We start from the raw sequence: 24,429 nt of genomic DNA on the forward strand, positions 1-24,429 counted from the left end.
CTTAAGAGAAGCACATGCTCGACACCGCCCTGATCCAACGTTTTGCAGCCATTGTTGGCGAAAAGAATGCGCTAACCGCGCCGGAAGATATTGCGCCATTCATGATCGAACAGCGTGATCTCTATCAGGGCCGTTCGCCGCTGGTGCTGCGTCCAGCCTCAACCGAAGAAGTTTCCGCGATTCTGAAACTCGCCAATGAAACCAAAACCCCGGTCGTCCCGCAGGGCGGCAATACCGGTCTCGTTGGCGGTCAGACACCGGATGAAAGCAACACCACGGTTGTTCTGTCGCTTGGCCGCATGAACAAGGTGCGCTCGGTTGATCCGGTCGGCAATCTGGTGACGGTGGAAGCCGGTGTAATCCTGAAAAACCTTCAGGACGAAGCGCAGAAAGTGGGCCGTCTGTTCCCGCTGTCGCTCGGTGCGGAAGGCTCGTGCCAGATTGGCGGCAATCTTGGTTCTAACGCTGGCGGTACCGCTGTTCTGGCTTACGGCAATATGCGCGAACTGTGCCTCGGCCTTGAAGTGGTTTTGCCAAGCGGCGAAATCCTCAACGATTTGCGCTATGTGAAGAAAGACAACACCGGCTATGATCTGAAAGACCTGTTTGTCGGGTCTGAAGGCACGCTTGGCGTTATCACCGCAGCCGTTTTGAAGATTTACCCGCAGCCAAAGGGCAAGGGCGTCGCCTATGCGGGCTTACGCAGCCCGGAAGACGTGCTGCGCCTGTTCCAGCTTGCGACCGAACACGCAGGTCCATCGCTCACCGGTTTTGAACTGATGCCGCGTGTGGGCGTTGAGTTTACGGTTGCCCATGTGGACGGCGTTCGCGATCCGCTCGAAAGCCCACATGACTGGTATGTGCTGGTTGATATTTCATCGACCCGTTCGGAAGACGATGCCCGCACCACGCTTGAAACCATTCTGACAGAAGCGTTTGAGAACGACATCATTCAGGATGCGGCCATTGCTGAAAGCGTTGCGCAGGCACAGATGTTCTGGAAAATGCGTGAGGAAATGTCCTGGGCGCAGAAGCCGGAAGGCGGTTCGATCAAGCACGATATTTCGGTGCCTGTCGCAAAAATCCCGGCTTTCATCCATGAAGCCAACGCAGCAACACTGGAAATGATCCCCGGCTCGCGTATCGTTTGCTTCGGTCATATAGGCGATGGTAATCTGCATTATAACGTGTCGCAGCCGGTGGGTGCCGACAAGCAGGCTTTCCTTGATCGCTGGCACGATCTCAATCACCGCATTCACACAATTGTTGCGTCTTATACCGGATCGATCTCCGCCGAGCATGGCATTGGCCAGTTGAAGCGCGAAGAGCTCGCCTTCTTCAAGGAGGCAGTGGCGCTCGAATTGATGCGTCGTATTAAGAAATCATTCGACCCGCTGGGCATCATGAACCCGGGTAAAGTGCTGTAATTTCAGCAAATATGACAAAACCGAGGCGGGCAGGAAACTGTCCGCCTTTTCATTTATGTAAACGTAAATTAGCAAGAATTACTGACTTCTTACACCTGGTTGTAAAGCGGTAACCAAATGAAAAAGCAGGGAAAAGTTAACCTAACGCGTTAAGCGCATCGGTAATAAACGCGGTCTATTCTCCAAATCAACAAGAGCGAACATCGCTCAAAAGAGAAGCCGGAATAACTGGCTCTCAAAAAACAGGCAGAGATAGACAGAGGCGTCGAAAATGATGAGCAGCGGACTTAAGAAGCCAGAATGGGCAGGTCAGGAACTTCGGCTCGATCCGTTTCACCTTCCGCAGGTAGTGACTTATGCGGCAGAAGATTGCGATGCAGACGTAACCTTCACCATCAGCGAACGTGGTGCTGTCATCCGGCAGGTTTTGCCTTCGAGCGGCCTGCCAATGTCGATCGCGCTGCCAATCAATGCGTTTGTTGGTGTGGCTGCCCGCGCTGTGGAAGATGAGTTCGGTGAAATCACCGTAACGCTTGAACTGATGCATGAAGATCCGCAGCTTTCAGTGCCACTGCTCGTTGCTCATGACCTGACCGATGTTGCTGCTGACTGGCGCGCATGGGCAGCAACTTTCAATCTGCCGATGATGCTGGTCGAAGAAGATGGTATTGCTCGTCCGCTTTATGAAAGCACTGGACCTGTGCGCACCTCTGAGCCGCAGGCTCGTCGTCAGGGGCAGGAACCACGTCGCCGTCGCCCGCGCTTTCTTGCTCGTCGCAAGACCGGTTCGCTGGGTGTTCGCATGGTGATTGAAGGCCGTGAGATTATCGCCAGAAACTGAAATGAAACCCAGAATTCATCACATTCGCGTGTGAACACGTTCTCGTCAGATTTCTACACTATCTAAGGAATAACGCCCCGCTCGGTGGTCGTCTGGAAAGACGAAGGACCTTTCCAGATATCAAAAACCGCCGATGCCGGAGCAACCAACTTGGCTGACCTCCAGCAAGCCACCCGGATGGCAACCCCATCCGGGTAATTTTTTGTTCGGATTATTTCTTACGACTGAGAAACGCCATTACGGCTTCGCGCGCCTCGTTCGAGGTGAGCCGCTCGGCAAAGTGCCTGGCTTCCCGTGCTATGCGATCAGCGACGGGTTCAGCAGGCATTCGCATCAGTCTACGTGCAATCTGCATGGCCTGTGAAGGTTTGGCGGCTATTTCTTCAGCAGCCTTTAACACTTCCGTTTCCAGCTCTCCGCTTTCGACAACCTTAAAGACAATGCCGGCTTCAAGGGCTGCCTGTGCATCAAAGCCATGTCCCAGCGCCAATAGTGCGAATGCCTTCTGGTGGCCCATCAATGGCGGTGCAAGTAGGCTGGACGCTGCTTCCGGCACAAGCCCAAGGTCGACGAAGGGCGTCCGGAACAAGGCGTGATTGGTGGCAAATGTTAGGTCGCAATGCAGATGAATAGTCGTGCCGATCCCGATGGCTAAGCCATCAACGCCTGAGACAATCGGCTTCTTCGCACCCGAAAGGGCTGCGAGAAAATCCATGATATCATTGCCCATATTGCCTCCAGAGGCGGCAGCCATGAAATCCTGCATGTCGTTGCCGGATGAAAAAGCGCCCGGAACGCCGAGAAACACGTGCACGCGCACGGCGCCGTCTGCATCGCCATCAACAAGCGCCTTGGCCATCGCGGCATACATCGCACGCGTGATGGCGTTCTTCTTGTCAGCCCGGTTAAGCCGGATGATCTGCACGGAACCTTGACGCTCAATCAGAATATGCTCGCTCATGCTCACGCCTCCAGTGCAGATTTGGCGGCGGCGAGACTCGATGCGCCGGTGATGACTGTGTCTTTCAAGGAACTAACTTCCGCCAACATGTTTTCAGCAAAGAACCGACAAAGGGCTGCCCGGCCTTCATCATCGCTGGTCAGAGCTGCACGTGCGAGATACGCACCGCCAACGGTTAGCGACAACAGACGCTGATACGGTGTGGCTCCAGCGAGCGCTTCCTCTGTCCGGCCTTCGCGTGCTGCCTTTTGCAGCCAGTCGGTGGCTACGCGGGCTTCGTCAATGGCAACGGACAGGCGCGCGCCTGTTTCACCAAGTTCAGGACGGTTTGAGGCCTTGGCCTTGTCAGCCTCATCCTGCAATTCGGCAAAGAAGCCCGTGATATGTTCGCCATTGCCAATTGGCAATTTGCGTAGCACGAGGTCGATAGCTTGAATGCCGTTTGTGCCTTCATAGATTGGAGTAATGCGGGCATCGCGCAGTAGCTGTGCCGCACCCGTTTCTTCAATGAAGCCCATACCTCCATGGATTTGCATACCAAGCGAGGCCACATCAACACCGACATCGGTTGCAAAGCTTTTGGCTAAAGGCGTGAGAAGGCCAGCACGGTCCGACCAGAATTGCACGTCTGCCCCCTCGGTCGCATGACTCATGTCGATTGCGTGAGCGCAGGAATAAGTGATGGAGCGGGCAACTTGCGTCAACGCCTTCATGGTGAGCAGCATGCGCTGCACATCGGGGTGCTTGATGATCGGGCTCATGCCCTGCTTGGGATCAGCACCAACAGCACGGCCTTGTTTGCGTTCCTTGGCGTAATTCAATGCTTGCTGATAGGCAGCTTCCGCTACGCCAACGCCCTGAATACCAACCAGGAGACGCGCATTGTTCATCATGGTAAACATGCAGGCGAGACCGCGGTTTTCTTCGCCAATCAGATAGCCAACCGCTCCGGTTTCTTCCCCCTTCGCAAAGCCGTCACCATAGATCATGGTGCAGGTAGGTGAGGCGTGAATCCCCATTTTGTGTTCAAGGCCTGAGCAGAAAAGATCGTTACGGCGGCCAAGCGAACCATCTTCATTGACGAGGAACTTCGGCACAAGAAACAGCGAAATGCCCTTTGTGCCAGCAGGGGCATCGGGCAGGCGTGCCAGCACCAGATGCACGATATTGTCGGTCAGGTCATGCTCACCGTAAGTGATGAAAATCTTTTGGCCAAAGATGCGATAGCTGCCATCATCGCTCCGCTCTGCGCGCGCACGCAAAGCACCGAGATCAGAGCCAGCTTGCGGCTCGGTCAGGTTCATTGTGCCCATCCACTCGCCGGTGATGAGCTTTTCGAGATAGATGTCTTTGAGCTCTTTTGATGCGTGCTTCTCCAGCGCTTCAACCGCACCCATGGTGAGTGTGGGAGCGATGGCAAAAGCCAGTGTGCCGGAGTTCCACATTTCGCTGACCGCCACCGACATCATTGTCGGCAGGCCCTGACCGCCATATTCCGGCGTGCCAGTTAGCGAGTTCCAACCTCCTGCAATCCAGTCGGCATAAAGCTCTTTCCAGCCTGGAGCAGTGGTGACAACGCCATCTTTCAACGTGGCGCCATGTTTGTCGCCAGGGATACGAAGCGGCTCGACGCGCTCGGCGGCAAACTTGCCAGCCTCTTCCAGAATAGCTTCCGCCAAATCGGCAGAAAATTCAGGAAAACGACTATCCTCAATAGCTTTTTCGAGGCCTGCGACCTTCATAAGCGTATGGGAAATTTCAGAAACCGGCGCGCGATACATCTTTCCTCCTAAAAACCTTTTCCTCAAAAGGCTCCGAATTGCCCGTAAATCTCTGGCAATCCGTTCAGCCTGATGGCTGGTCATGAGTAAGAGCTATCGGCTTATTACGTAAACGTCAATATTCACACGATGAAGTTATTGATAGTTTCAAGAGTGGCTGTGATGTTATTCAGCTTGGTCGCGGTTGAGGCGCGCCGCACGTAGCCGCGCTGTCTTTGCATCTACGGCATCGCGTTCGCCCTGTAGAATGGCTTTAGCGGCCTTGTCGGTCGTCGCGTTCTTCGCTTCCATTCTCGAAGGATTGGACTTGAAGAGCGTATCTTTGGTCAGTTGTTCTTTTTCGTTGTCTGACATGGACGGTTCTCCAATAGTTGCTGTACCACAGCTTCGCTATATTTGACTGCGCCACTTTCCGTTGCACAACGCCTTACATCATATCGGATCGAAGGTGATGCTAAGCGGCAAATTTGCGCTGTTAGAGCGACCTTTGCGCGCCCGCTAGGGCGCAAGGCGCCTAACAAATACAGCAGTAAAAAATAAAAAAGGCCGGGCAATACCCGACCTTCATATTGTCTCAACGATCAGTGCCAGTACATCCGTGGTCAAAGGTCGGAGACAAATCTCTTGGCTCTATTATCTGGGCGAAGCTGTTTAGAACCTCGCCCAAAAAATATTAGAGAGCCTGCAGGTTTTCAGCTGCATTCTTGCCCGAACGACGGTCTGCGACCACGTCGAAGCTAACCTTCTGGCCTTCGTTCAGCGAATGCATGCCCGAACGCTCAACAGCAGAGATGTGTACGAACACGTCTACGCCGCCGTCATCAGGCTGAATGAAGCCGAAGCCCTTGGTTGAATTAAAGAATTTTACTGTTCCGTTTGCCATGTTGAATTCCTTTCAAATCGCACGGTTAATATATAATGGATCGAAATCCATCGCCGAATTTCACGAGTTTGAAAGAAATACCGGGTGGCGAAATCGCGCCGCAACATTCGAAAACAAAATCGATGCCCAATATATATGCGGCATTCGTGGCATTTACAAGACACTTTTCCAAAAATCATAAAAATACTATTATCAATATAAAATAGTGCGAACTGAATATTACGAAAGAACGTTGCAACTATATAATTTTCGAGCCTAACGGATCACGATCCGTAAACCGCAACCAGAACAATGGCATATGGGAATTCCGCCGTTTAACGAAATTTTCTTGGTCTTCATTTAGAATATAAGCATGTTCAAAGGGACCGTTATATGACGCTCGTACCGTATTTTCTGACTGTTAATCTGACGGTTTCGTGCGTTTTTATCCTGACATTCGCTTTCGTTGCCATTCAGGAACGGAATTACTCTGCCCCGCGCTGGTTCACGCTTGCGTCGATATCTGCAGCGCTTGTCGCAATCTCCGGTTACTGGATTCCGCTTGCTGCCAATCCACGGGTGCTCGTACCCGTTTCATTTGCGCTTCTGATGGCTACCTTTCTCGCGATAATTATTGGCTTGCAAAGCATCTACAGGCAGAAGATTGATTGGAAGCTCATTGGTGGGTTCTTCGTCGCTGCCATTGTGTGTAATGTTTTGATCTACGATCTGCCGCGGACATCTTTCCTGCATCGTTTTCTCTATCAGCTACCACTTTGCCTCGTTCAGCTTCTGATGATCCGGGTGATCTATCGCTCTGGAATGCTGCGGCTGGTTGATAAACTGATGATAGCGCTCGCGATCTTCAGTTGCCTCCATTATCTGTCGAAAGCCTTGCTCATTGCCTCGCCAGGCTCTGACATGCGCCCCGAGGATGAAGTTAATACGCTCCATGTGCTTGTCTCGCTGTCGATAGGCGTGTTCGTGCAGGTCGCGCGGGGACTGCTTCTGCTGCTAAGCACGGTTTCGCATATGGTGGGGGAGGCGAGCGAGCAGTCAGAAGTCGATGAGTTATCGCAGATTTATAATCGCCGCGGCTTTGATCGCCATGTTTCGCGGGTGCTGGTGCGCAAGGGCGCGCGTATTCGCTATTCAGTGATCATGAGCGATCTGGATTTCTTTAAACGCGTCAATGATACCTATGGGCACGATGGTGGCGACCGGGTTATCGCAGCCTTTGGCAAATTGCTCAAATCACAATTGCCCCGATCAGCCGTGGCAGCACGCATGGGTGGAGAAGAGTTTGTGGTCTTCATTCCGGATAGTGATATGACAGTTGCTGAAGCCCTGGCGCAAAGCCTGCGCCAGGCATTATGTGAACTGCGCTTCGAAGGAAAATCCCCTGATTGGGGTCCAACTGCGAGCTTTGGTGTGGCAGAGCAGGTCGAGGACGAAGGTCTTTATGAAACAATGCGTCGCGCCGATGCCGCGCTCTACCAAGCCAAAAAGGCAGGCCGAAACCGCGTTCATATAGCCTGAACTACTTGCCCGAGCGTTCGCGCTCGACGGCTCTCCAGCCGATGTCTGAGCGGTAGAACCCATCCGGCCAGTCGATCTTCTTCACGGCATCATAGGCATTGGCCTGTGCTTTCGCGACAGTTTCGGCAATCGCTGTAACGTTGAGTACGCGCCCGCCATTCGCAATGAGTTCGCCGTCTTTTTCTGCAGTGCCTGCATGGAAAACCTTTAGGCCCTCAATGCCCTCGAGCTTGTCAAGGCCGCGAATGGTGCTGCCCTTTTTCACGTTGGTCGGATAGCCTTCTGCAGCCATGACGATTGTAAGCGCGGGCTGGTCTTTCCATTCAAGCGACACTTGATCAAGCTTGCCGTCAACGGCAGCATTGATGAGGTCGAGCAGGTCACTTTCAAGGCGCATCATCAGTACCTGACATTCAGGATCACCGAAGCGGGTGTTGTACTCAATGAGCTTGGGGCCATCTTTGCCAATCATCAGCCCCAAGAAGAGTACGCCGGAGAATGGCGCTCCGATTTCTGCCATGCCGCGCATGGTCGGCTCGATGAGCTCGCGCATGGTACGCTCAACGATTTCGGGCGTCATTACAGGGGCAGGAGCATAGGCTCCCATGCCGCCGGTGTTTACGCCCGTATCGCCGTCGCCGACGCGCTTGTGATCTTGTGCTGAGCCGAGTGACAGTGCCGTCTTGCCATCGCAAATGCAGAAGAAGCTTGCTTCCTCGCCGTCGAGGAACTCTTCAACGACGACTTCGGCACCGGCTGAACCAAACGCGCCTTCAAAGCAGGCGTCGACAGCGTCGAGCGCTTCATCGAGCGTCATGGCAACGACTACGCCCTTGCCGGCAGCCAAGCCGTCCGCTTTGACAACGATAGGTGCGCCCATTTCTCGGATATAGGCTTTGGCTTTTGGCGCATTGTTGAAGCGACCATAGGCACCGGTCGGGATATCAAAGCGCGCGCAGAGGTCTTTGGTAAAGCCCTTGGAGCCTTCAAGCTGAGCTGCAAGCTTCGATGGTCCGAAGACGCGAATGCCCGCCGTAGTCAAATCGTCGGCAAGGCCCGCTACGAGCGGCGCTTCAGGTCCCACGACGACAAGATCAATAGCTTTTTCCTTGGCAAAGGCGATGACTGCTGCGTGGTCGGTTACATCAAGTGCTGCAAGTTCTGCATATTCGGCAATGCCAGGATTGCCAGGCGCGCAATAGAGCTTTTCGAGCTTCGCAGAAGCGGCAAGTTTCCATGCCAGTGCGTGCTCGCGGCCACCAGAACCGATCAACAGAACTTTCATGCCTTGCTCCCTGCGCGTGAGATAAGTAAATAGCCACTTAGAGCGCCGTGCGTCCTCTTGGGCGCACAAAGGACACTCTAAACTAATGAATCTACGCATCGTGCTTTCCAAAAATCCATTCCGATTTTTGGGCCGATGCTGTAGTTACTTCGGGTCTCTATTGCCCATCGCGCGTGCGAGCAAGGGCAGTGCCGCAATTTTTCGATAAAAAGCGGACTGGTGGTCTGTTTTCGACATTTGTATCCCTCGGTTACAAGCATTGGGCAAATATCGGAATCAAAGGACCAGTAGCGAGTTTATATATCTAGTGGATTTTTCGAATTTGACGTTTGAAACTGTGTTCCAATCAGCCGGAATTCAAGCGCTAAATTCAAATCCCTAGACCGTCGCAGTTTCAGGAAAGCAGGCAGTCATGCAGCATTTAGAGGCAAAGTCGGATGTCCAGTCGCGGGAAAACCGCGGACGGGTAAAGGACGCGCCATCAGGCCATTGGGTTTATCGTATTTTGCCACCCTGGCTCTGGCCTTATGCACAGCTTGCGCGTTGGGACCGGCCAATCGGCTGGCAGCTTCTGTTGTGGCCATGTTGGTGGTCGGCAGCACTTGTTGCAGGGGCCGGCGCACAACCGGGCGATGGCGCATGGGCAGTTATGCCGTCGCCGTGGCATCTGGTACTGTTCTTTATTGGAGCTGTGGCTATGCGCGGTGCTGGCTGCACCTATAATGACCTTGCCGATCAGGACATCGACGATAAGGTCGACCGCACCCGGTCGCGGCCACTGCCGTCAGGGCAAGTGACGCGCAAACAGGCCAAGCTGTTTCTGGTCTTGCAGGCTCTGGTTGGTCTGGTCGTTGTGTTGCAGTTCAACTGGTTCTCTATCGGGCTTGGAGTTGGCTCGCTGCTGATCGTCGCGGCCTATCCCTTCATGAAGCGTTTTACCAATTGGCCACAACTGGTACTTGGGCTTGCCTTCTCATGGGGTGCGCTGATGGGCTGGGCGGCAGTCGAAGGTTCGCTCGCGCTTCCACCTGTGCTGCTTTATATCGGCGCGATTCTGTGGGTGATCGGCTATGACACCATTTATGCACATCAGGACAAGGAAGATGATGCGTTGGTCGGTGTTGGCTCGACTGCGCGCCTTTTCGGAAAGCATACCAAGACGGCGCTCATGGTGCTTTATGGTGGTGCGATCGGGTTTTTCGCGGCAGCTTTTGCAGTGGCTCAGGTACCAATGCCCGCGCTGGCAGGTCTGCTTGCCGCAGGTGCACATCTTTATCGCCAGATCATCGTGCTCGATATCGATAATCCGGACCAGTGCCTGAGATTGTTCAAATCGAACAACATCGTCGGGCTTATTATTTTCTTAGGTCTTGTACTTGGAAGCCTCTGGGTCGCGGTCAAGCCGCTGGTCTAGAAGGTCAAAAAGGCCACCGAAACGGTGGCCTTTTTGTTGTTCGACTATGGATAGAGCCTGTCCTTGTTCCAGTCGCCTTCCGGCGTGGGTCGCGTGAACAACACGCGATCATGCAGACGGAATGGACGGTCATGCCAGAACTCAATGGAAGTTGGGCGAATGCGGAAACCAGACCAATGAGCAGGGCGAGGGATTTCGCCAATTGCATATCGGGCCGTATATTCAGCAACAGCCTTTTCCAGTGCAAAGCGGCTTTCAAGCGGACGCGACTGCTTGGATGCCCAGGCACCGATGCGGCTACCACGCGGGCGTGAGGCATAATAAATATCGGCTTCTGCGTCGCTAACCTTTTCTACAGGGCCGCGCACTCGCACCTGACGGCGCAGCGACTTCCAATGAAAGCACATTGCAGCTTTTTCGGCAGACAGGATTTCCTGTCCCTTTGCGCTCTCATAATTGGTGTAAAAGACGAAGCCGTGCTCATCGAAATCCTTGAGCAACACCATGCGCACATTGGGCAGCCCATCTGGATCGACAGTGGCCAGAGCCAGTGCATTCGGATCGTTCGGCTCGCTCTTGGTTGCATCATTGAGCCATTCAGCGAAGAGGTTGAACGGTTCTGAGCTTTGGGTAAAATCGTCGGTGGCGCTGGTCATTTGTTTGTTTCGCAGTTCGATTGGAAAGCATGTTCGCTTGTTTGCGGTTAGGAACCTCGTCCAATTCGTAAGCTTTGTCCATGCCCGCTTGTTGCGGCAGATTACACAAGCATGTTTTGCGCGCGGAGCCAGTTTTCAAACCAAATCGGCCACTCTGCCGTCGGAGTGCCAGGGCGACCCATGCCAAAACCGTGGCCACCTGATGCGATTGCGTGAAATTCCACCGCTACGCCTGCTTGCTCACAAGCCTGCTGCATGATGCGACTGTTGGCCGGATTTGAAATGGGGTCGTCATCGGCCTGTGTGAGAAAGATCGGAGGGCAATCTTTGCCCACATGGCTCTCGACCGACCATTGCTTCACTGCTTCATCTGTGGGGTGTTTCCCCACGAGTGAGCGTCGTGTTGAGGTGTGGTCATAGGGCGCTGCGAGCGTGATGACGGGATAAATGAGTGCCGCAACATCTGGCCGTGCGGATTGTACATCGATGCTGTCGATGGGCTGGTAAGACGGAAAAGCCGAGCGCGTGGCGGTGAGGCCCATCAGATGGCCACCTGCTGAAAAGCCAAGCGCGCCGATCTTGTTTGGATCGATACTCCAGTTTGAAGCTTGCGCACGTACAACACGAAAAGCACGTTGCGCATCTTGTAGTGGTGCAAGCGGTCCATTGGTCCAGCCCTCAATCGGCAAGCGATAGGTCAGCAGAAAAGCATAGATGCCTCTTTCTGCAAGCCAGCGCGCGGCAGGATCGGACTCTTTGCCTTCCTCGATGCGCTTATATCCGCCGCCCCCTGCAATGATCATCGCTGCACCGTTTGGACGTTTGGGCGCCAAAACCTCAAGACTTGGCGCGGCAATGTTAGTGATTGCGCCTTTTGCACTGATTTCCTGAGAACCACTGGGGCCGCCACCACCGGGCGGGAAGGCTGGCCAGAGCGGAATCCGGGTGTTTTGTGCCCTTGCGGACAAAACAGGCATGTTTAGCGCGGTGGCCAAAACTGCACCACCAATCAGTAACCCACGGCGGGAAATCACATATTCCTCCCCGGTTCAATATTCGTGCAATCTGAAAATCCAAACATGGCAGATTTAAAGCGTATCCCGAAAAGTGTGAAACGGGTTTAGGCTTCGATGCCCGTTAAACACCATTAGATCAAATCGCATTTCAGTTGTTTGCATGCCGGGAAACAGCTTGAACGAAGGAAGCTGTGCCCGCCAGTTTTATACCGTTGTCCTTTGGTATTGATTTGTTTACCTTGCCCGCGAACCGCTTGTTAACTCCATATCCCCCATATTCGCTACATCTTTAGGGTGTATTTAAGGGAAGACCGTTGGCTGCTTTATCCGCTCGCCGCGAAAAATATGACGACTCTGCAGTTTTAAGCGTGGCGCTTCTACGCCATGCAGCTCTTGCTATGGTTGTGATGTCATTGGCTGGTTGCGCCATGGGCGGGTTCAGTATCGAAAAAGCGGTGCCTGATTCTTCGACGATCACCGGTTCAGTAAAGCCAGCCCAAAAGGTTGAAACAGATACCGGCAAGCTTTCGGATCAGTCTACGATTAAGAGTGTCGTCTCTGCGCTTGATTTCACCCAATGGGGTAAAAAGCCGGTGCCTTGGGCCAATCCCGATACCGGCAGTCAGGGAACGATCACTACGATTGCCGAGACAAAATCCGATGATGGCCTATGTCGGAAGTTTGAAACTTCGCGCGAAGCATTTGACGGCGTTTCCATTTATCGTGGTGAGACGTGCATGCAGCGCGGCGGCCAGTGGACGCTGACTTCTTTTGCACCAATTTAAGCTTTCTGGGAAACAGTCCTCTATAACTCTGGAAGTTTCTGAGCTTAGTGCGCATATTATGGCAAACTGAGTCTAAAGACTGAGATTACAGTCATTTTTCCTGAATGAGGACTTTTATGCGCGATCCCTATAGCGTGTTGGGCGTCGCCAAAACGGCGAAGCCCGAAGAAATAAAATCGGCTTTTCGCAAGCTGGCCAAAAAACACCATCCGGATCAGAACCAGGATGACCCAAAGGCGCAGGAGCGTTTTTCGGAGATTAATCAGGCTTACGAGATTGTTGGCGACAAAGACAAGCGTGGCCAATTTGATCGAGGCGAAATTGATGCCGAAGGCAAGCCAGCCTTTCAGGGGTTCGGTGGGCAGGGCGGTTTTGGTGGTGCCGGTGGCGATCCGTTCGCCGGTTTCCGCCAGCGTGGCGGGAGCGGCAATTTTGAATTTCGTGGTGCCGGTGGTGGTCAGCAAGGCGGCTTTGGCGGTGCGGAAGACATATTGAACGATCTGTTCGGCGGTGCTTTTGGCGGCGGTGCTCGCGGTGGTGCACGTCAGCAGCGCGGACCCGTCAAGGGCAGTGATCTTGCTGCGTCTATCAACATCACGCTTGAACAGGCAGCTGGTGCCGACAAGGTTGAAGCCGTATTTCCGAACGGTAAACATCTGAAGATCAAGCTGCCGCAGTTTGTTGAGGATGGTCAGACCATCCGGCTTAAAGGGCAAGGCGAACACATTGTGGGCGGCACGCCGGGCGATGCTTTGGTGACGATCCACTTCAAGCCGAGCACGCGCTTCAAACTTGAAGGCCGCGATGTGCACGTTGATCTTCCTGTCGGGCTTGCCGATGCGGTTCTTGGAGGCAAAGCGGAAGTGGATACGCTCAATGGCCGCATAGCCGTCAAGGTTCCTGCATGGTCCAGTTCCGACAAGGTACTGCGGCTGAAAGGCAAAGGTTTGCCGCTCAAGGCCGGTGGCCATGGCGATCTTTATGTTCACGTCCGTATTATGCTGCCGGAAGGCGGTGACACGGAGCTGGAAGAGTTTTTGCGCAAGCGCAAGACTGACTAAACGGCACCGGGGCTGGAAGCGGTTACTGCATTCAGCCCCGGAAACCATCTATGCTGGCACATTTCCCACCCGCAGCCGATGCACGAGCACAACTGTGCTGTGCGATAAAATCACAATACCCGGCTTTTTACGCGCAATTGCTTGAAGCCTGTGCAAGCCTGTGCGATAGGGCATCTAGTTGATTATATTTCAATGAGGACCCTTAATGACCGCAAAGTCTGGTTTGTTGCAGGGCAAGCGCGGATTGATTCTGGGCGTAGCCAACAACCGTTCCATCGCCTGGGGTATTGCCAAGGCCGCTCGTGAAGCTGGAGCGGAACTTGCATTCACCTATCAGGGTGATGCGTTGAAGAAACGCGTCGAGCCACTGGCTGAAGAATTGGACGCTTTCGTCGCTGGACATTGCGATGTCTCTGACGGTGCAAGCATTGATGCTGTTTTTGAAGCACTTGAAAAGAAGTGGGGCAAGCTCGACTTCGTCGTGCACGCGATTGGTTTCTCCGATAAGGATGAACTGACTGGCCGTTACGTCGACACAAGCGAAGCCAATTTCCAGAACACGATGCTGATTTCAGTCTATTCGCTTACGGCAATTTCGCGCCGTGCAGAAAAGCTGATGGCTGAGGGCGGTTCTATTCTGACGTTGACCTATTACGGTGCTGAAAAAGTTATGCCGAACTACAACGTCATGGGCGTTGCAAAGGCAGCACTTGAAGCAAGCGTAAAGTATCTCGCAGTCGATCTTGGACCACAGAACATTCGCGTCAACGCGATTTCTGCTGGCCCGATCAAGACGCTGGCTGCATCCGGCATTGGTGACTTCCGTTATATTCTCAAGTGGAATGAATATAACGCGCCGCTGCGCCGTACCGTGACCATCGATGAAGTAGGCGACGTTGGTCTCTACTTCCTCTCCGACCTGTCTCGCTCGGTTACCGGCGAAGTACATCATGCCGACAGTGGTTATCACGTCATTGGCATGAAGGCGGTCGATGCGCCGGATATCTCGGTCGTCAAGGACTGAGCCAGATAATACCAAATCCCGAAAAGTTGACCGACTTTTCGGGATTTTTCTTATGTCTTTCCCGTGCGGGAAGGCTATCGAGAAAGAGCACATGCGCAACACTGCGCATCAAACGATGAAATCAAGCGGCAGATAGAGGTAGGGTTTTGGCTCGGGAGATCATCTACTTTTCGCGTCACGGTGAAACCGACTGGAATGTTTCGCAGCGCATACAGGGGCAGCTCGATATTGATATCAACGCCCATGGCCGTACGCAGGCTGATCGAAACGGCGATGTGCTGAAATCGCTTATCGGCAATGGGGCAGGCTACGATTTCGTGGCAAGCCCGCTGCGCCGTACGCGCGAAACTATGGAGCGTATTCGTTTGCGCATGGGGCTCGACCCATACGACTTCCGCACCGATCCACAACTGATGGAAGTGAATTTCGGCGACTGGCAAGGCTTCATGATGGAAGACATTGCCAAGGAAAGCGTCGATCTCGTTGAAGCCCGTGCCCGCGATAAATGGAATTTCATCCCACCGGGAGATACTGCCGAAAGCTACATGCGGCTTTCACAGCGGATTGGTCGCTGGGTTGAGGCCGTGGAATGGCCAACCGTTTGCGTGACGCACGGCGGCTGCATCCGCACCTTGTTTTATCTCTATGGCGATATGGATGGTCACGCCGCCGCAAATCTCTCCATTCCGCAGGATAAGATTCTGAAGTTTGAAAACGGCAAGCTTGAGTGGGTTTAAAACGCCGGGTAACTTTTCAGGTCTGTGAAGAGGCGTTGTAATACCCGCACTGAAAGCTCACCTTGCGAGAATAGTATGCTCTTCAAACGCTTTGCAGTTATTGCTGATATTCACGGCAACAGCGATGCGCTGGCAGCTGTACTCGCTGATATCGATGCGTTGCGTATCGAAACCATTATCAATCTAGGTGACCATCTGAGCGGGCCGCTCGCAGCCCGTGAGACGGCGGATATGCTGATGGCGCGCGCGATGATCTCCATTCGTGGCAATCATGACCGCTGGTTGGTCGAAAAGTCTATCGCCGAGATGGGGCCATCGGATCGCGTTGCTTTTGAGCAACTTGAAGAGCCGCATCTTGCTTGGCTGCGCAATTTGCCCGCAACCCTAACACTCGCGGACGGGCGAATTTTTATCTGTCATGGTACGCCGACGAGCGACATGACTTATTGGCTAGAAACGGTCAAACGAACCGGCGATGTCGTTCTGCGTGGTCGTGATGAAATCGAAGCGGAGGCAGAAGATGTTGCCGCTTCGCTTTTTCTCTGCGGTCATACGCATACGCCGCGCGTGGTGCGTTTGAGTGACGGTCGCCAGATCGTCAATCCAGGAAGTGTGGGGTGCCCCGGCTATGATGATGATCAACCGGTGCCGCATATTGTCGAGACAGGAACACCGAATGCCTCCTATGCCATTATCGAAGATGGTGCTCTGGGATGGCAGGTCACGTTCCGTAGTATTCCTTATGATACCACACGTATGATCACGCTTGCCGAGCAAGCGAATAGGGAGGAATGGGCACAGGTCATCCGCAGCGGATGGCTTCGGAAGGCATAGGGTCGTAGTTCATAAAATGCCTTTATTGCCATTTGGCAAAAGTATGCTATCTTTCCGCCATAAGGAAGGTGGGCGATGGAACTTCAACCAATCAGCATAACGCCCGCAGCCGGCCTGACAAGCGTGATCACTGACGAGGAAGCGGGCGCACTTGCACGCACCACGGTCAACTTGCTTAAGGCTTGGAAGCTGTCGGACACGGAGGCCTGCACGCTCTTGGGCGATATGTCAGCGCGCACATGGGCGCGTTGGAAAGAAGGTACTATCGGTCGCATCGATCGCGATTTGCGGATGCGGATGGCGCATCTTATGGGCATTCACAAAGGCCTGCGTTATCTGTTTCGTGATGCCGCGCGCGGCTACGCCTGGATCAGAAAGCCCAATGCCGCTTTTGGCGGGCTTTCGGCGCTTGATCTCATGCTGCGTGGTGAAATTTCCGATCTTGCTGCCCTTCGCGACTGGCTAAATGCGGAGCGCGGCGCATGGTAAGTGAGCTGGCTGTAAAGCGCCAAGTTCACTGGCCGCAGACTTATCGCATCATCCGCTCCATCCATCCCCCCATTGATCTGTTTGAAGATATTGCTGATCCCCGCGATTGGGAGGCTCTGGCTTCAGTTGAAGAAAAGACCAATCCGCGTATTCGTTTCGAGATCGGCGATCTTGGAAAAGTGCCTGCCGACCGGCGAGTAGCGGGCCACGGCGCATCTTACGTGATGGCGCCGTTCGTGCATTGCTCCACGCAGCGACCCGGTCGCTTTAGCGACGGAAGCTACGGTATTTATTATGCTGCGGACCGTGAAAATGTGGCGGTTGCTGAAACCATCCACCATCATGAAAAATTCATGCGCGCAACAAATGAAGAGCCCGGATGGACTTCAGACTTTCGGGCGCTGATTGGGAGTGTCGATCGGGAACTCGATGATGTGAGCAAGGTGCCGGACGTGCTTGATCCGGTCGATTATACGGCTTCGCATGTCGAGGGGCGAGAACTGCGCGCTCAGGGAAGTCAGGGACTTCTCTGGCCGAGCGTGCGGATGCGCGGTGGCTTTTGCATCGGGATTTTCTGGCCGAATGTTATAACGATTCCCGTCCAGGGGAGGCATTACAGCTATCACTGGAACGGAACCCGCGTCGATTTTGTTCGCCAATACGACACGGGTATTGTGCTTGAGGTGAAATGATATTTACGGCGCTTCCTGAATGTCGGTAATGAAGCGGGTATCATCAGCTTCATCATAGAGAATGATGACCTTCATACCTTTGGAAATCGCGGAATAGTCAAACTCACCGGGCAATTTATAGGTTTTGCCATCATCCAGCGTGATAGTTTCTTTGTCTTGATTGATACCAGTGATCTTGCCCTCGACATCATCCGCCATGGCGACGGTCGAGAAAAGCGAGGCAATGATGAAGATCAGTCCCACCACATACTGCATGGCTGTCATCCTCCTTTTGTGTGCCAGTCTGTCCTTTGACTGATTCGACACGAATTGCATTTTGCGCAATCACTTTCCCTCTGGTTGTATAGTCTGACTGTACGGATAGAAAATGGGCAGCGCAATGTGATTATTGACCCCATTTTAGTGGGCGGAATGTGTCAAAAAGAATGCGGTATGTGGATGATCCGAAGGAAATTTTGCGATCTCGATGAACCTATTCCGAGCTATAATTTGACCATGGCTGAAAAGGCCAATAAAACCAGCGCGTATCCTGCCTGAAAAGGCGCATTCCTTAATCGGGCTTAGCAATGTCTCATAACAGTTTTGGTCATCTCTTCCGCGTAACAACCTGGGGCGAAAGCCATGGTCTGGCGCTTGGTTGTGTGGTGGATGGCTGCCCTCCCGGCATCACCTTCACGGAAGCCGAAATCCAAGCCTATCTCGACAAGCGTAAGCCCGGCCAGTCGAAATATACAACCCAGCGCCGCGAACCGGATCAGGTACGCGTGTTGTCAGGCGTTCTGCTTGGCGATGATGGCGTGACCATGACTACCACCGGCACGCCGATTTCGATGATGATCGAAAACACTGATCAGCGTTCCAAGGATTATGGCGATATCGCGCGGCAGTATCGTCCGGGCCATGCCGACTACGCCTATGACGTCAAATATGGCATTCGCGACTTTCGCGGTGGCGGACGTTCCTCTGCGCGTGAAACGGCAGCACGTGTTGCTGCTGGGGCGATTGCTCGAAAAGTTGTTCCAGGTCTTGAGGTGCGCGGCGCGCTGGTCTCGATGGGCATTCACGACATCGACCGCACGCGCTGGAACTGGGATGAAGTCGATAACAATCCGTTCTTCACGCCTGATGCCGGTTCGGTTGAGGTTTTCGCCGATTATCTGGACGGCATTCGCAAGAATGGCTCTTCCATTGGCGCGATTATTGAAATCGTGGCTGAAGGCGTGCCAGCCGGCATCGGCGCGCCGATCTATGGCAAGCTCGATCAGGATATCGCAAGCCTGCTAATGTCGATCAATGCCGTCAAGGGCGTTGAAATCGGTAATGGTTTTGAGGCCGCACGCCTGACCGGTGAAGAAAACGCTGACGAAATGCGTATCGGCAATGACGGACAGCCGATGTTCCTGTCCAATCATGCGGGCGGCGTTCTGGGCGGTATCGCGACGGGCGCGCCAGTTGTTGCGCGTTTTGCGGTCAAGCCGACTTCATCGATCCTCACGCCGCGCAAGTCCATCGATAAGGACGGCAGGGAAGTTGATGTAATGACCAAGGGCCGTCATGATCCTTGCGTGGGTATCCGTGCGGTGCCAATTGGCGAAGCTATGGTCGCCTGCGCAATTGCTGATCATTATTTGCGCCACCGTGGTCAGACAGGCCGCGTGTGACGGGTAAGACCAATACCCCAGGGTGCAACTCATTGGGTATTGATTAAGCCTGTATGGCGACTGAACATTTTCGAGGCATGATGCGTCAGCATCTTAGCGCCTTGGTATAAAGAGAATAGTTTCAGGAACTGAGGGCCGGTTTTCGACTGAAGCTGTGGTACAACCATTGAGGCTGAAATGAGCTATAATCAGAAACAGGTCGTTGATGCGCTGCGGGCTTTCGAGCGTGGCGAAATCGTTGTGGTCATGGATGATGACGGTCGTGAGAACGAGGGCGATCTGATCGTTGCAGCAGTGCATTGCACGCCGGAAAAGATGGCCTTCATCGTGCGCTATACGTCTGGCATCGTGTGCACGCCTATGCCACGTGAAGAAGCCAAGCGCCTCAATCTTGCGCCAATGGTCGCTGAAAACGAATCCGCTCATACAACTGCATTCACTGTCACGGTTGATTATCGCCATGGCACGACGACCGGCATTTCGGCTGATGACCGCACGCTCACGGTGCGTAATCTGGCAAATCCCAATGCTGGTGCTGCTGATTTTGTACGCCCAGGCCATATTTTCCCGCTCATTGCGCGTGAAGGTGGAGTGCTGATGCGCTCCGGCCATACCGAAGCGGCTGTCGATCTCTGCAAGCTCGCAAATCTGCCACCCATCGGCGTCATTTGCGAACTGATTAATGATGATGGAACTGTCATGCGTGGGCCTGATGTGACGGCTTTTGCTGAACAGCACAAGCTGCATCGCGTGACGGTTGCTGACCTAATCGCCTATCGTCAGCGTAAGGAAACACTCGTCAAGCGGATTGGTGACGCTAAAATAGACACCTGTGCTGGTGAGGCCCATGCTTATACTTACGAACTCCCATGGGAGCCTATGCAGCATGTGGCGGTGGTCTTTGGTGACATTCGTGATGGCGAAAATGTGCCTGTCCGCCTGCATCGCGAAGATGTGCTGAGCGATGTGTTTGGAAAAGGTGGCAACAATCTCGACGAGATCATGAAACGTATGGGCAAGGAAGGCCGCGGCGTTCTGGTTTATCTGCGTGAAGGCTCGGTTGGTGTGCGTCGTGATCATCGTGATGCGCGTGCACGCGAAGCTCTGCTCGGTGAACATGAAGCCCATGCCGAGGCCGTAGCCCGCGAGGAAGAGTGGCGTCAGATCGGTTTGGGAGCCCAGATTTTGAAGGATCTCGGTATCACTTCGATCGCGCTGTTGGCATCGCGTGAGCGTCACTATGTCGGGCTCGAAGGTTTCGGTATCAACATCGCGCGCACTGAAATCATCTGAATGTCGCGATGCTGTAGCATCAATAGCATAGAGCGATCTTGTGTAGCGCCCAGAAGGGCGCACGGCACTCTAAAGTGAGTACATGACCACACGGCTTTACTGGCATCCAATCTATCTTGAACATAACGTGCCGCCCGGTCATCCCGAGCGGCCCGATCGCATTCGTGCATTGATGAGCGAGCTGGAAGGGCCGGATTTTTATCGTCTTGATCGTGTGGAAGCGCAAATGGCCTCGGAAGATGCCATTTTGCTCGCGCATCCCGGGAGTTATGTCGAAACGGTCCGGAATGAGATACCGGACTCGATTGACGACGAAGAAGCACCGCAGCCAATCAATAAACTCGGTGTGGATACCTATGTGAGCCCGAAAAGCTGGGAAGCTGCCCTTCTGGCGATTGGTGCCGCGAACGCTGCTGTCGATGATGTTTTTTCCGGGCAGGCGGACAATGTGTTTGTCGCGTCGCGTCCTCCCGGTCATCATGCCGAACTTTCAACAGCAATGGGCTTTTGCCTTTTCAACAATGTTGCTATCGCTGCCCGTCATGCGCAGCGCAATCACGGTGCCGAGCGCGTCGCAATCATCGATTGGGACGTGCATCACGGCAATGGTACACAGGATATTTTCAAAGACGATCCAAGCGTTCTCTACTGCTCGACGCATCAGTTTCCTCTTTTTCCAGGCACGGGCAGGAAAGATGAGGTTGGGGTAGGCAACATCGTCAATGCACCACTTTCGCCCAATACCGGCAGTCGCGAATTTCGTGAGGCATTTAATAGTCGTGTATTGCCAGCTTTGGACAACTTCCGGCCTGATTTGGTCCTTATTTCAGCTGGCTTCGACGCGCATTTCCGCGATCCGCTGGCCGAGATCAATCTCGATGAGGCGGATTTCGATTGGGCGACGGGCAAGCTCATGGAACGTGCAGAACGGTTCTGCAATCACCGACTGGTGAGCGTGCTTGAAGGTGGATATGATCTTGAGGGCTTGTCGCAGTCCGCGTCTTCTCATATTACGCGGCTGTTGAAAGGATAAACAATGGTAACCGAACCGTCCAACACCGACATTGCAGTTATGAGCTTCGAGGACGCCTTGAAGCAGCTTGAGAAGATCGTCGATGATCTGGAGCGGGGCGACGTGCCGCTGGAAGAATCTATCCGCATCTATGAGCGCGGCGAAGCGCTGAAGAAGCATTGCGACACGCTACTGAAATCAGCTGAAGACAAGGTCGAGAAAATCCGCATCGGTCGCGATGGTCAGCCTGCTGGCACTGAACCGCTGGACGCTGAATAATTAAAACATTGCCTTGAGTTGAGCGGCGTAGGGCGCAAGCACGCCGCTCAGAAGATTGGGGCCAAGTCCCCACACAAGCGTCCACCCGGCAGCACCCACCACATTGGCGCATAAAAAATGCAGCGGATTCATTTTCACGGACCCTGCAACAATGCCGTTCAATTGCCTTAGAAGTACGACGAAGCGCGCCGTTGCGACCACGTAGATACCTTTGCTCTCAAACATCTTCTCGAACTTGTCGAACCGTTCGGGCGTAAGCTTCACATAATTTCCGTAGCGAAGGATGAGTGCTCTTCCACCAAAGCGTCCAATGGCATAGCCGGTGCAGTCGCCTAAGACTGCGCCAACAAATACGGCCAGAATAACCATTTCGATATTCAGCGTGCCATGAAGAGCCAGAAGAGAACTAGCGATAAGAGCGCTTTCGCCGGGAAGCGGTGCGCCGAAAGATTCAAAATAGACAATAATAAAAAGTGCCAGCGCGCCGTAGGCGGTGATGTAGGGCTCGATGAAGCTCATCATTAAAAGGTGGCACTTTCAGAAGACAAGATATGAAAAGGCTCCGGCGCGAACCGGAGCCAGCATATATAAATGGTTTTTTCAGCCGATGGAACGCTTGCCGGTGATCTTGTGGTAAGCCCACAAAACTATAATTGAACCGATAATGGCGATAATCAGACTGATTGGATCGAAGGCGCCAGTGACGCCGCGACCGAAAAGAGATGAAGAAAGAACGCCGCCAACGATTGCCCCGACAATGCCTAGCGCAATGTCGAAGAACAGTCCCTGGCCGCTTTTATTGACAATCTTGCTGCCGATGAAGCCGGCGATCAGACCTAGAATAATCCAGCTTATAACAGACATCTAATATCTCCTATTGCGCAAATAAGTTTTTGCATCAGGCAGTTAGAAAATTTTCACAATAGTTTCGATTTGGCAAGGTATAATGCTTGTCAAAAGCAGAAACTTATTTCACCTTAACTTATCGCATGTGAGAAAATCACAGCGTCCAACAGGGAGTATCGCGTGATGGGAAGCTATGACGACAATTCCAAGAATTCGCCGATCCCCGGCGGCAGCCTTGCCAAGCCGGTTCTGATTGCACTCGGTGCGCTTCTGGTCGGCAAGATGCTGAAAGGGCACAGCGAGGAGCCTGAACAACCTGCGTCCATCCCAGACCAGTCCGCACCTCAGCAGGCAGATAGCGGCGGTGGTCTACTCGGCGGTATTCTAGGTGGCCTTGGTGGCTTGCTTGGTGGAACGCTTGCAAGTGGCGGGGCATCCTCTGCGCCTGCGGCACCCGGTCCGCTCGGTGGTGGTCTTGGTGGCTTGCTCGACCAGCTGAAACAGGCAGGTCTTGGGGAAAAAGTGGATTCCTGGGTAGGGCAGGGTAACAATCACCAGATTGAGCCGGGCCAGCTAGGCGATGCACTTGGTCAGAAGACACTGAGCGAAATCGCGGCCCACGCCGGCATTGACCAGCAGGAACTGCTCAATCAGCTCTCGCAGGTTCTTCCGGGACTAGTGGACAAGCTGACGACCAACGGTCAGGTGCCTGATACGAACGAATTGTCGCGACTATTGCACAATCGTTAAAGCATTTCCCGCAAAAGCGGGAACCGGCATTGCGTATGGAAATGCGCCAAAGCAAATAATTAGAGCGGTTTCAATGATTCAATCTTAACTGGAACCGCTCTAAGGGCTATCATATTCGACATGACGGCAGCACCGGCGCTCTCCGCTGGTGCATTTTTATTTGGTAGTGGCTTCATGAGTTTCTTTCCATGCCCTGATCCGGTTCTTGGCGACAAGACCACCGTGGATGCCATCGAAACGCTGGTTATCCCGCGGACGAGCGATATTGGCGGGCTGGAGGTGCGGCGTGCGCTTCCCACGGTTCGCCGTCGTCTTGTCGGGCCGTTCATCTTTTTTGACCGAATGGGACCGGCGGTTCTGCGGGATGGCGACGCACTTGACGTTCGTCCACATCCACATATCGGCCTTTCGACCGTGACTTATCTTTTTGATGGCCATATCCGGCATCGTGATAGCCTTGGCACTGAAATGGTGATCCAGCCCGGTGATGTGAACCTGATGACGGCGGGGAGGGGGATTGTCCATTCTGAACGCTCGCCTGAAGAAGAGCGTAGTGGTCCGCTATCGATTTCGGGTGTGCAGACATGGCTTGCTCTGCCGGAGCAGTTTGAAGAAATCAACCCGGTGTTCTTCCACACCAACGCGCCGGATTTGCCGCTGATGGAGGATCGTGAGTTCAAAGGGCGTCTAATCATTGGTTCGATGCATGGCGTTAACTCGCCGGTGATCCAACACGCTGAAACGCTCTATGCGGATATTGAAGTGCTGCCGGGTGGGCGGTTCCATATTCCACCCACCACAGAAGAACGCGCAATTTATACACTGCGTGGCAATGTTGGCATTGGTGGCGAGGTGTTTCCGCCTGACCGTCTGCTGGCATTTCGACCGGGCGATGATATTGTCGTGCAAGCCGGGCCGGAAGGCGCACATTTCATGCTTTTTGGCGGTGCGGCCCTCGGCTCCAAGCGTTATATCTGGTGGAATTTCGTGTCGTCTTCCAAAGAACGCATTGAACAGGCAAAAGAAGAATGGCGCACGGGCCGCTTCGATATAGTGCCCGGTGACGAAGACGAATTCGTACCTTTGCCTGAATGATTTTGCATCCCGTTGCATAGGACACGATGTCCCGCCCTGCTTGATCTGAGGCTCGATACTGTTATACCGACCACGCTTGGAGCGCCGAT

27 protein-coding genes are annotated in these 24,429 nt (G+C 53.6%); 17 read left to right on the forward strand and 10 right to left on the reverse strand.

What is annotated here, in order from left to right; translation table 11 throughout:
- The first annotated feature begins 14 nt into the window (after nt 1-14).
- Entirely contained in the window at nt 15-1,427 is a 1,413-nt protein-coding gene (locus QBD00_RS18040) for an FAD-binding oxidoreductase (RefSeq protein WP_318580167.1), read from the forward strand.
- 271 nt (nt 1,428-1,698) lie between these two features.
- Nucleotides 1,699-2,268, forward strand: a complete 570-nt coding sequence (locus tag QBD00_RS18045) for a DUF6101 family protein (RefSeq protein ID WP_095446131.1) — start codon at nt 1,699-1,701, stop codon at nt 2,266-2,268.
- A gap of 211 nt (nt 2,269-2,479) precedes the next feature.
- Here QBD00_RS18045 and QBD00_RS18050 read toward each other — a convergent pair whose 3' ends face one another.
- The 4 genes from QBD00_RS18050 to QBD00_RS18065 all read right to left on the reverse strand — a co-directional run bounded on the left by QBD00_RS18050 (nt 2,480) and on the right by QBD00_RS18065 (nt 5,893).
- Nucleotides 2,480-3,229 (reverse strand): crotonase/enoyl-CoA hydratase family protein, encoded by a 750-nt coding sequence (locus QBD00_RS18050; RefSeq protein ID WP_318580168.1) that lies wholly within the window; start codon nt 3,227-3,229, stop codon nt 2,480-2,482.
- A gap of 2 nt (nt 3,230-3,231) precedes the next feature.
- Nucleotides 3,232-5,010 carry an acyl-CoA dehydrogenase gene (locus tag QBD00_RS18055; RefSeq protein ID WP_318580169.1) on the reverse strand — a complete coding sequence of 593 codons (1,779 nt, stop codon included), beginning with the start codon at nt 5,008-5,010 and terminating at the stop codon, nt 3,232-3,234.
- A gap of 165 nt (nt 5,011-5,175) precedes the next feature.
- Complete coding sequence (locus tag QBD00_RS18060) at nt 5,176-5,364, reverse strand: hypothetical protein (protein ID WP_095446134.1); 189 nt, start codon at nt 5,362-5,364, stop codon at nt 5,176-5,178.
- Between the two features lie 319 nt (nt 5,365-5,683).
- Nucleotides 5,684-5,893: a cold-shock protein gene (locus tag QBD00_RS18065; RefSeq protein ID WP_024896137.1), complete on the reverse strand. Its 210-nt coding sequence runs from the start codon at nt 5,891-5,893 to the stop codon at nt 5,684-5,686.
- 372 nt (nt 5,894-6,265) lie between these two features.
- Here QBD00_RS18065 and QBD00_RS18070 point away from each other — a divergent pair, with 372 nt between their 5' ends.
- Nucleotides 6,266-7,411 (forward strand): GGDEF domain-containing protein, encoded by a 1,146-nt coding sequence (locus QBD00_RS18070; RefSeq protein WP_095446135.1) that lies wholly within the window; start codon nt 6,266-6,268, stop codon nt 7,409-7,411.
- A gap of 1 nt (nt 7,412) precedes the next feature.
- Here QBD00_RS18070 and purD read toward each other — a convergent pair whose 3' ends face one another.
- Nucleotides 7,413-8,696 (reverse strand): phosphoribosylamine--glycine ligase, encoded by a 1,284-nt coding sequence (purD, locus tag QBD00_RS18075; RefSeq protein WP_318580170.1) that lies wholly within the window; start codon nt 8,694-8,696, stop codon nt 7,413-7,415.
- A 412-nt stretch (nt 8,697-9,108) separates the two neighbouring features.
- On the opposite strand from purD, the gene ubiA reads away from it, so the two are divergent.
- Nucleotides 9,109-10,110, forward strand: coding sequence for a 4-hydroxybenzoate octaprenyltransferase (ubiA, locus tag QBD00_RS18080; protein ID WP_095446137.1), 1,002 nt, complete (start codon nt 9,109-9,111; stop codon nt 10,108-10,110).
- A gap of 44 nt (nt 10,111-10,154) precedes the next feature.
- Here ubiA and pdxH read toward each other — a convergent pair whose 3' ends face one another.
- Both pdxH and QBD00_RS18090 read right to left on the reverse strand, forming a co-directional pair.
- Nucleotides 10,155-10,781, reverse strand: coding sequence for a pyridoxamine 5'-phosphate oxidase (gene pdxH, locus QBD00_RS18085; RefSeq protein ID WP_264232166.1), 627 nt, complete (start codon nt 10,779-10,781; stop codon nt 10,155-10,157).
- Nucleotides 10,782-10,867: 86 nt separating this feature from the next.
- Nucleotides 10,868-11,800 (reverse strand): alpha/beta hydrolase, encoded by a 933-nt coding sequence (locus tag QBD00_RS18090; protein WP_318580171.1) that lies wholly within the window; start codon nt 11,798-11,800, stop codon nt 10,868-10,870.
- Between the two features lie 296 nt (nt 11,801-12,096).
- Here QBD00_RS18090 and QBD00_RS18095 point away from each other — a divergent pair, with 296 nt between their 5' ends.
- From QBD00_RS18095 to QBD00_RS18125, 7 genes are all read left to right on the forward strand, one after another.
- A complete protein-coding gene (locus QBD00_RS18095; RefSeq protein ID WP_244923275.1) occupies nt 12,097-12,567 on the forward strand; it encodes an RT0821/Lpp0805 family surface protein in 471 nt (156 codons plus the stop codon).
- 116 nt (nt 12,568-12,683) lie between these two features.
- Nucleotides 12,684-13,628: a DnaJ C-terminal domain-containing protein gene (locus QBD00_RS18100; protein WP_318580172.1), complete on the forward strand. Its 945-nt coding sequence runs from the start codon at nt 12,684-12,686 to the stop codon at nt 13,626-13,628.
- A gap of 205 nt (nt 13,629-13,833) precedes the next feature.
- Nucleotides 13,834-14,652, forward strand: a complete 819-nt coding sequence (gene fabI / locus QBD00_RS18105; protein WP_095446141.1) for an enoyl-ACP reductase FabI — start codon at nt 13,834-13,836, stop codon at nt 14,650-14,652.
- 146 nt (nt 14,653-14,798) lie between these two features.
- On the forward strand, nt 14,799-15,389 hold the full coding sequence (locus tag QBD00_RS18110) for a histidine phosphatase family protein (protein ID WP_095446142.1): 591 nt from the start codon (nt 14,799-14,801) through the stop codon (nt 15,387-15,389).
- A gap of 75 nt (nt 15,390-15,464) precedes the next feature.
- Nucleotides 15,465-16,223: a metallophosphoesterase family protein gene (locus QBD00_RS18115; RefSeq protein ID WP_318580173.1), complete on the forward strand. Its 759-nt coding sequence runs from the start codon at nt 15,465-15,467 to the stop codon at nt 16,221-16,223.
- Between the two features lie 75 nt (nt 16,224-16,298).
- Entirely contained in the window at nt 16,299-16,712 is a 414-nt protein-coding gene (locus tag QBD00_RS18120; protein WP_318580174.1) for an MbcA/ParS/Xre antitoxin family protein, read from the forward strand.
- Nucleotides 16,706-17,404, forward strand: a complete 699-nt coding sequence (locus QBD00_RS18125; RefSeq protein WP_318580175.1) for an RES family NAD+ phosphorylase — start codon at nt 16,706-16,708, stop codon at nt 17,402-17,404. The genes QBD00_RS18120 and QBD00_RS18125 overlap by 7 nt, the downstream gene beginning before the upstream one ends.
- A gap of 3 nt (nt 17,405-17,407) precedes the next feature.
- Here QBD00_RS18125 and QBD00_RS18130 read toward each other — a convergent pair whose 3' ends face one another.
- Nucleotides 17,408-17,659, reverse strand: a complete 252-nt coding sequence (locus tag QBD00_RS18130) for a DUF1344 domain-containing protein (RefSeq protein ID WP_095446146.1) — start codon at nt 17,657-17,659, stop codon at nt 17,408-17,410.
- A 311-nt stretch (nt 17,660-17,970) separates the two neighbouring features.
- On the opposite strand from QBD00_RS18130, the gene aroC reads away from it, so the two are divergent.
- The 4 genes from aroC to QBD00_RS18150 all read left to right on the forward strand — a co-directional run bounded on the left by aroC (nt 17,971) and on the right by QBD00_RS18150 (nt 21,649).
- Complete coding sequence (aroC, locus tag QBD00_RS18135) at nt 17,971-19,065, forward strand: chorismate synthase (RefSeq protein WP_318580176.1); 1,095 nt, start codon at nt 17,971-17,973, stop codon at nt 19,063-19,065.
- 177 nt (nt 19,066-19,242) lie between these two features.
- Nucleotides 19,243-20,358, forward strand: a complete 1,116-nt coding sequence (ribB, locus tag QBD00_RS18140; protein WP_264232144.1) for a 3,4-dihydroxy-2-butanone-4-phosphate synthase — start codon at nt 19,243-19,245, stop codon at nt 20,356-20,358.
- Between the two features lie 82 nt (nt 20,359-20,440).
- Complete coding sequence (locus QBD00_RS18145; protein ID WP_318580177.1) at nt 20,441-21,391, forward strand: histone deacetylase family protein; 951 nt, start codon at nt 20,441-20,443, stop codon at nt 21,389-21,391.
- Between the two features lie 3 nt (nt 21,392-21,394).
- Complete coding sequence (locus QBD00_RS18150) at nt 21,395-21,649, forward strand: exodeoxyribonuclease VII small subunit (protein ID WP_007873761.1); 255 nt, start codon at nt 21,395-21,397, stop codon at nt 21,647-21,649.
- On the opposite strand, the gene QBD00_RS18155 is transcribed toward QBD00_RS18150, so the two are convergent.
- Together QBD00_RS18155 and QBD00_RS18160 are read right to left on the reverse strand one after the other, a co-directional pair.
- Entirely contained in the window at nt 21,650-22,168 is a 519-nt protein-coding gene (locus QBD00_RS18155; RefSeq protein WP_318580230.1) for a DedA family protein, read from the reverse strand.
- Between the two features lie 81 nt (nt 22,169-22,249).
- A complete protein-coding gene (locus tag QBD00_RS18160) occupies nt 22,250-22,513 on the reverse strand; it encodes a GlsB/YeaQ/YmgE family stress response membrane protein (RefSeq protein ID WP_024896155.1) in 264 nt (87 codons plus the stop codon).
- Nucleotides 22,514-22,678: 165 nt separating this feature from the next.
- On the opposite strand from QBD00_RS18160, the gene QBD00_RS18165 reads away from it, so the two are divergent.
- Together QBD00_RS18165 and QBD00_RS18170 are read left to right on the forward strand one after the other, a co-directional pair.
- The gene (locus QBD00_RS18165; RefSeq protein WP_095446150.1) at nt 22,679-23,245 is read left to right on the forward strand and encodes a YidB family protein; all 567 of its coding nucleotides are present in this window, start codon (nt 22,679-22,681) and stop codon (nt 23,243-23,245) included.
- A gap of 174 nt (nt 23,246-23,419) precedes the next feature.
- Nucleotides 23,420-24,340, forward strand: coding sequence for a pirin family protein (locus tag QBD00_RS18170; RefSeq protein WP_318580231.1), 921 nt, complete (start codon nt 23,420-23,422; stop codon nt 24,338-24,340).
- Nucleotides 24,341-24,429: the final 89 nt, after the last annotated feature.

The organism is Ochrobactrum sp. AN78 (genome assembly GCF_029909885.1).
Classification (GTDB): Bacteria; Pseudomonadota; Alphaproteobacteria; order Rhizobiales; family Rhizobiaceae; genus Brucella; species Brucella quorumnocens.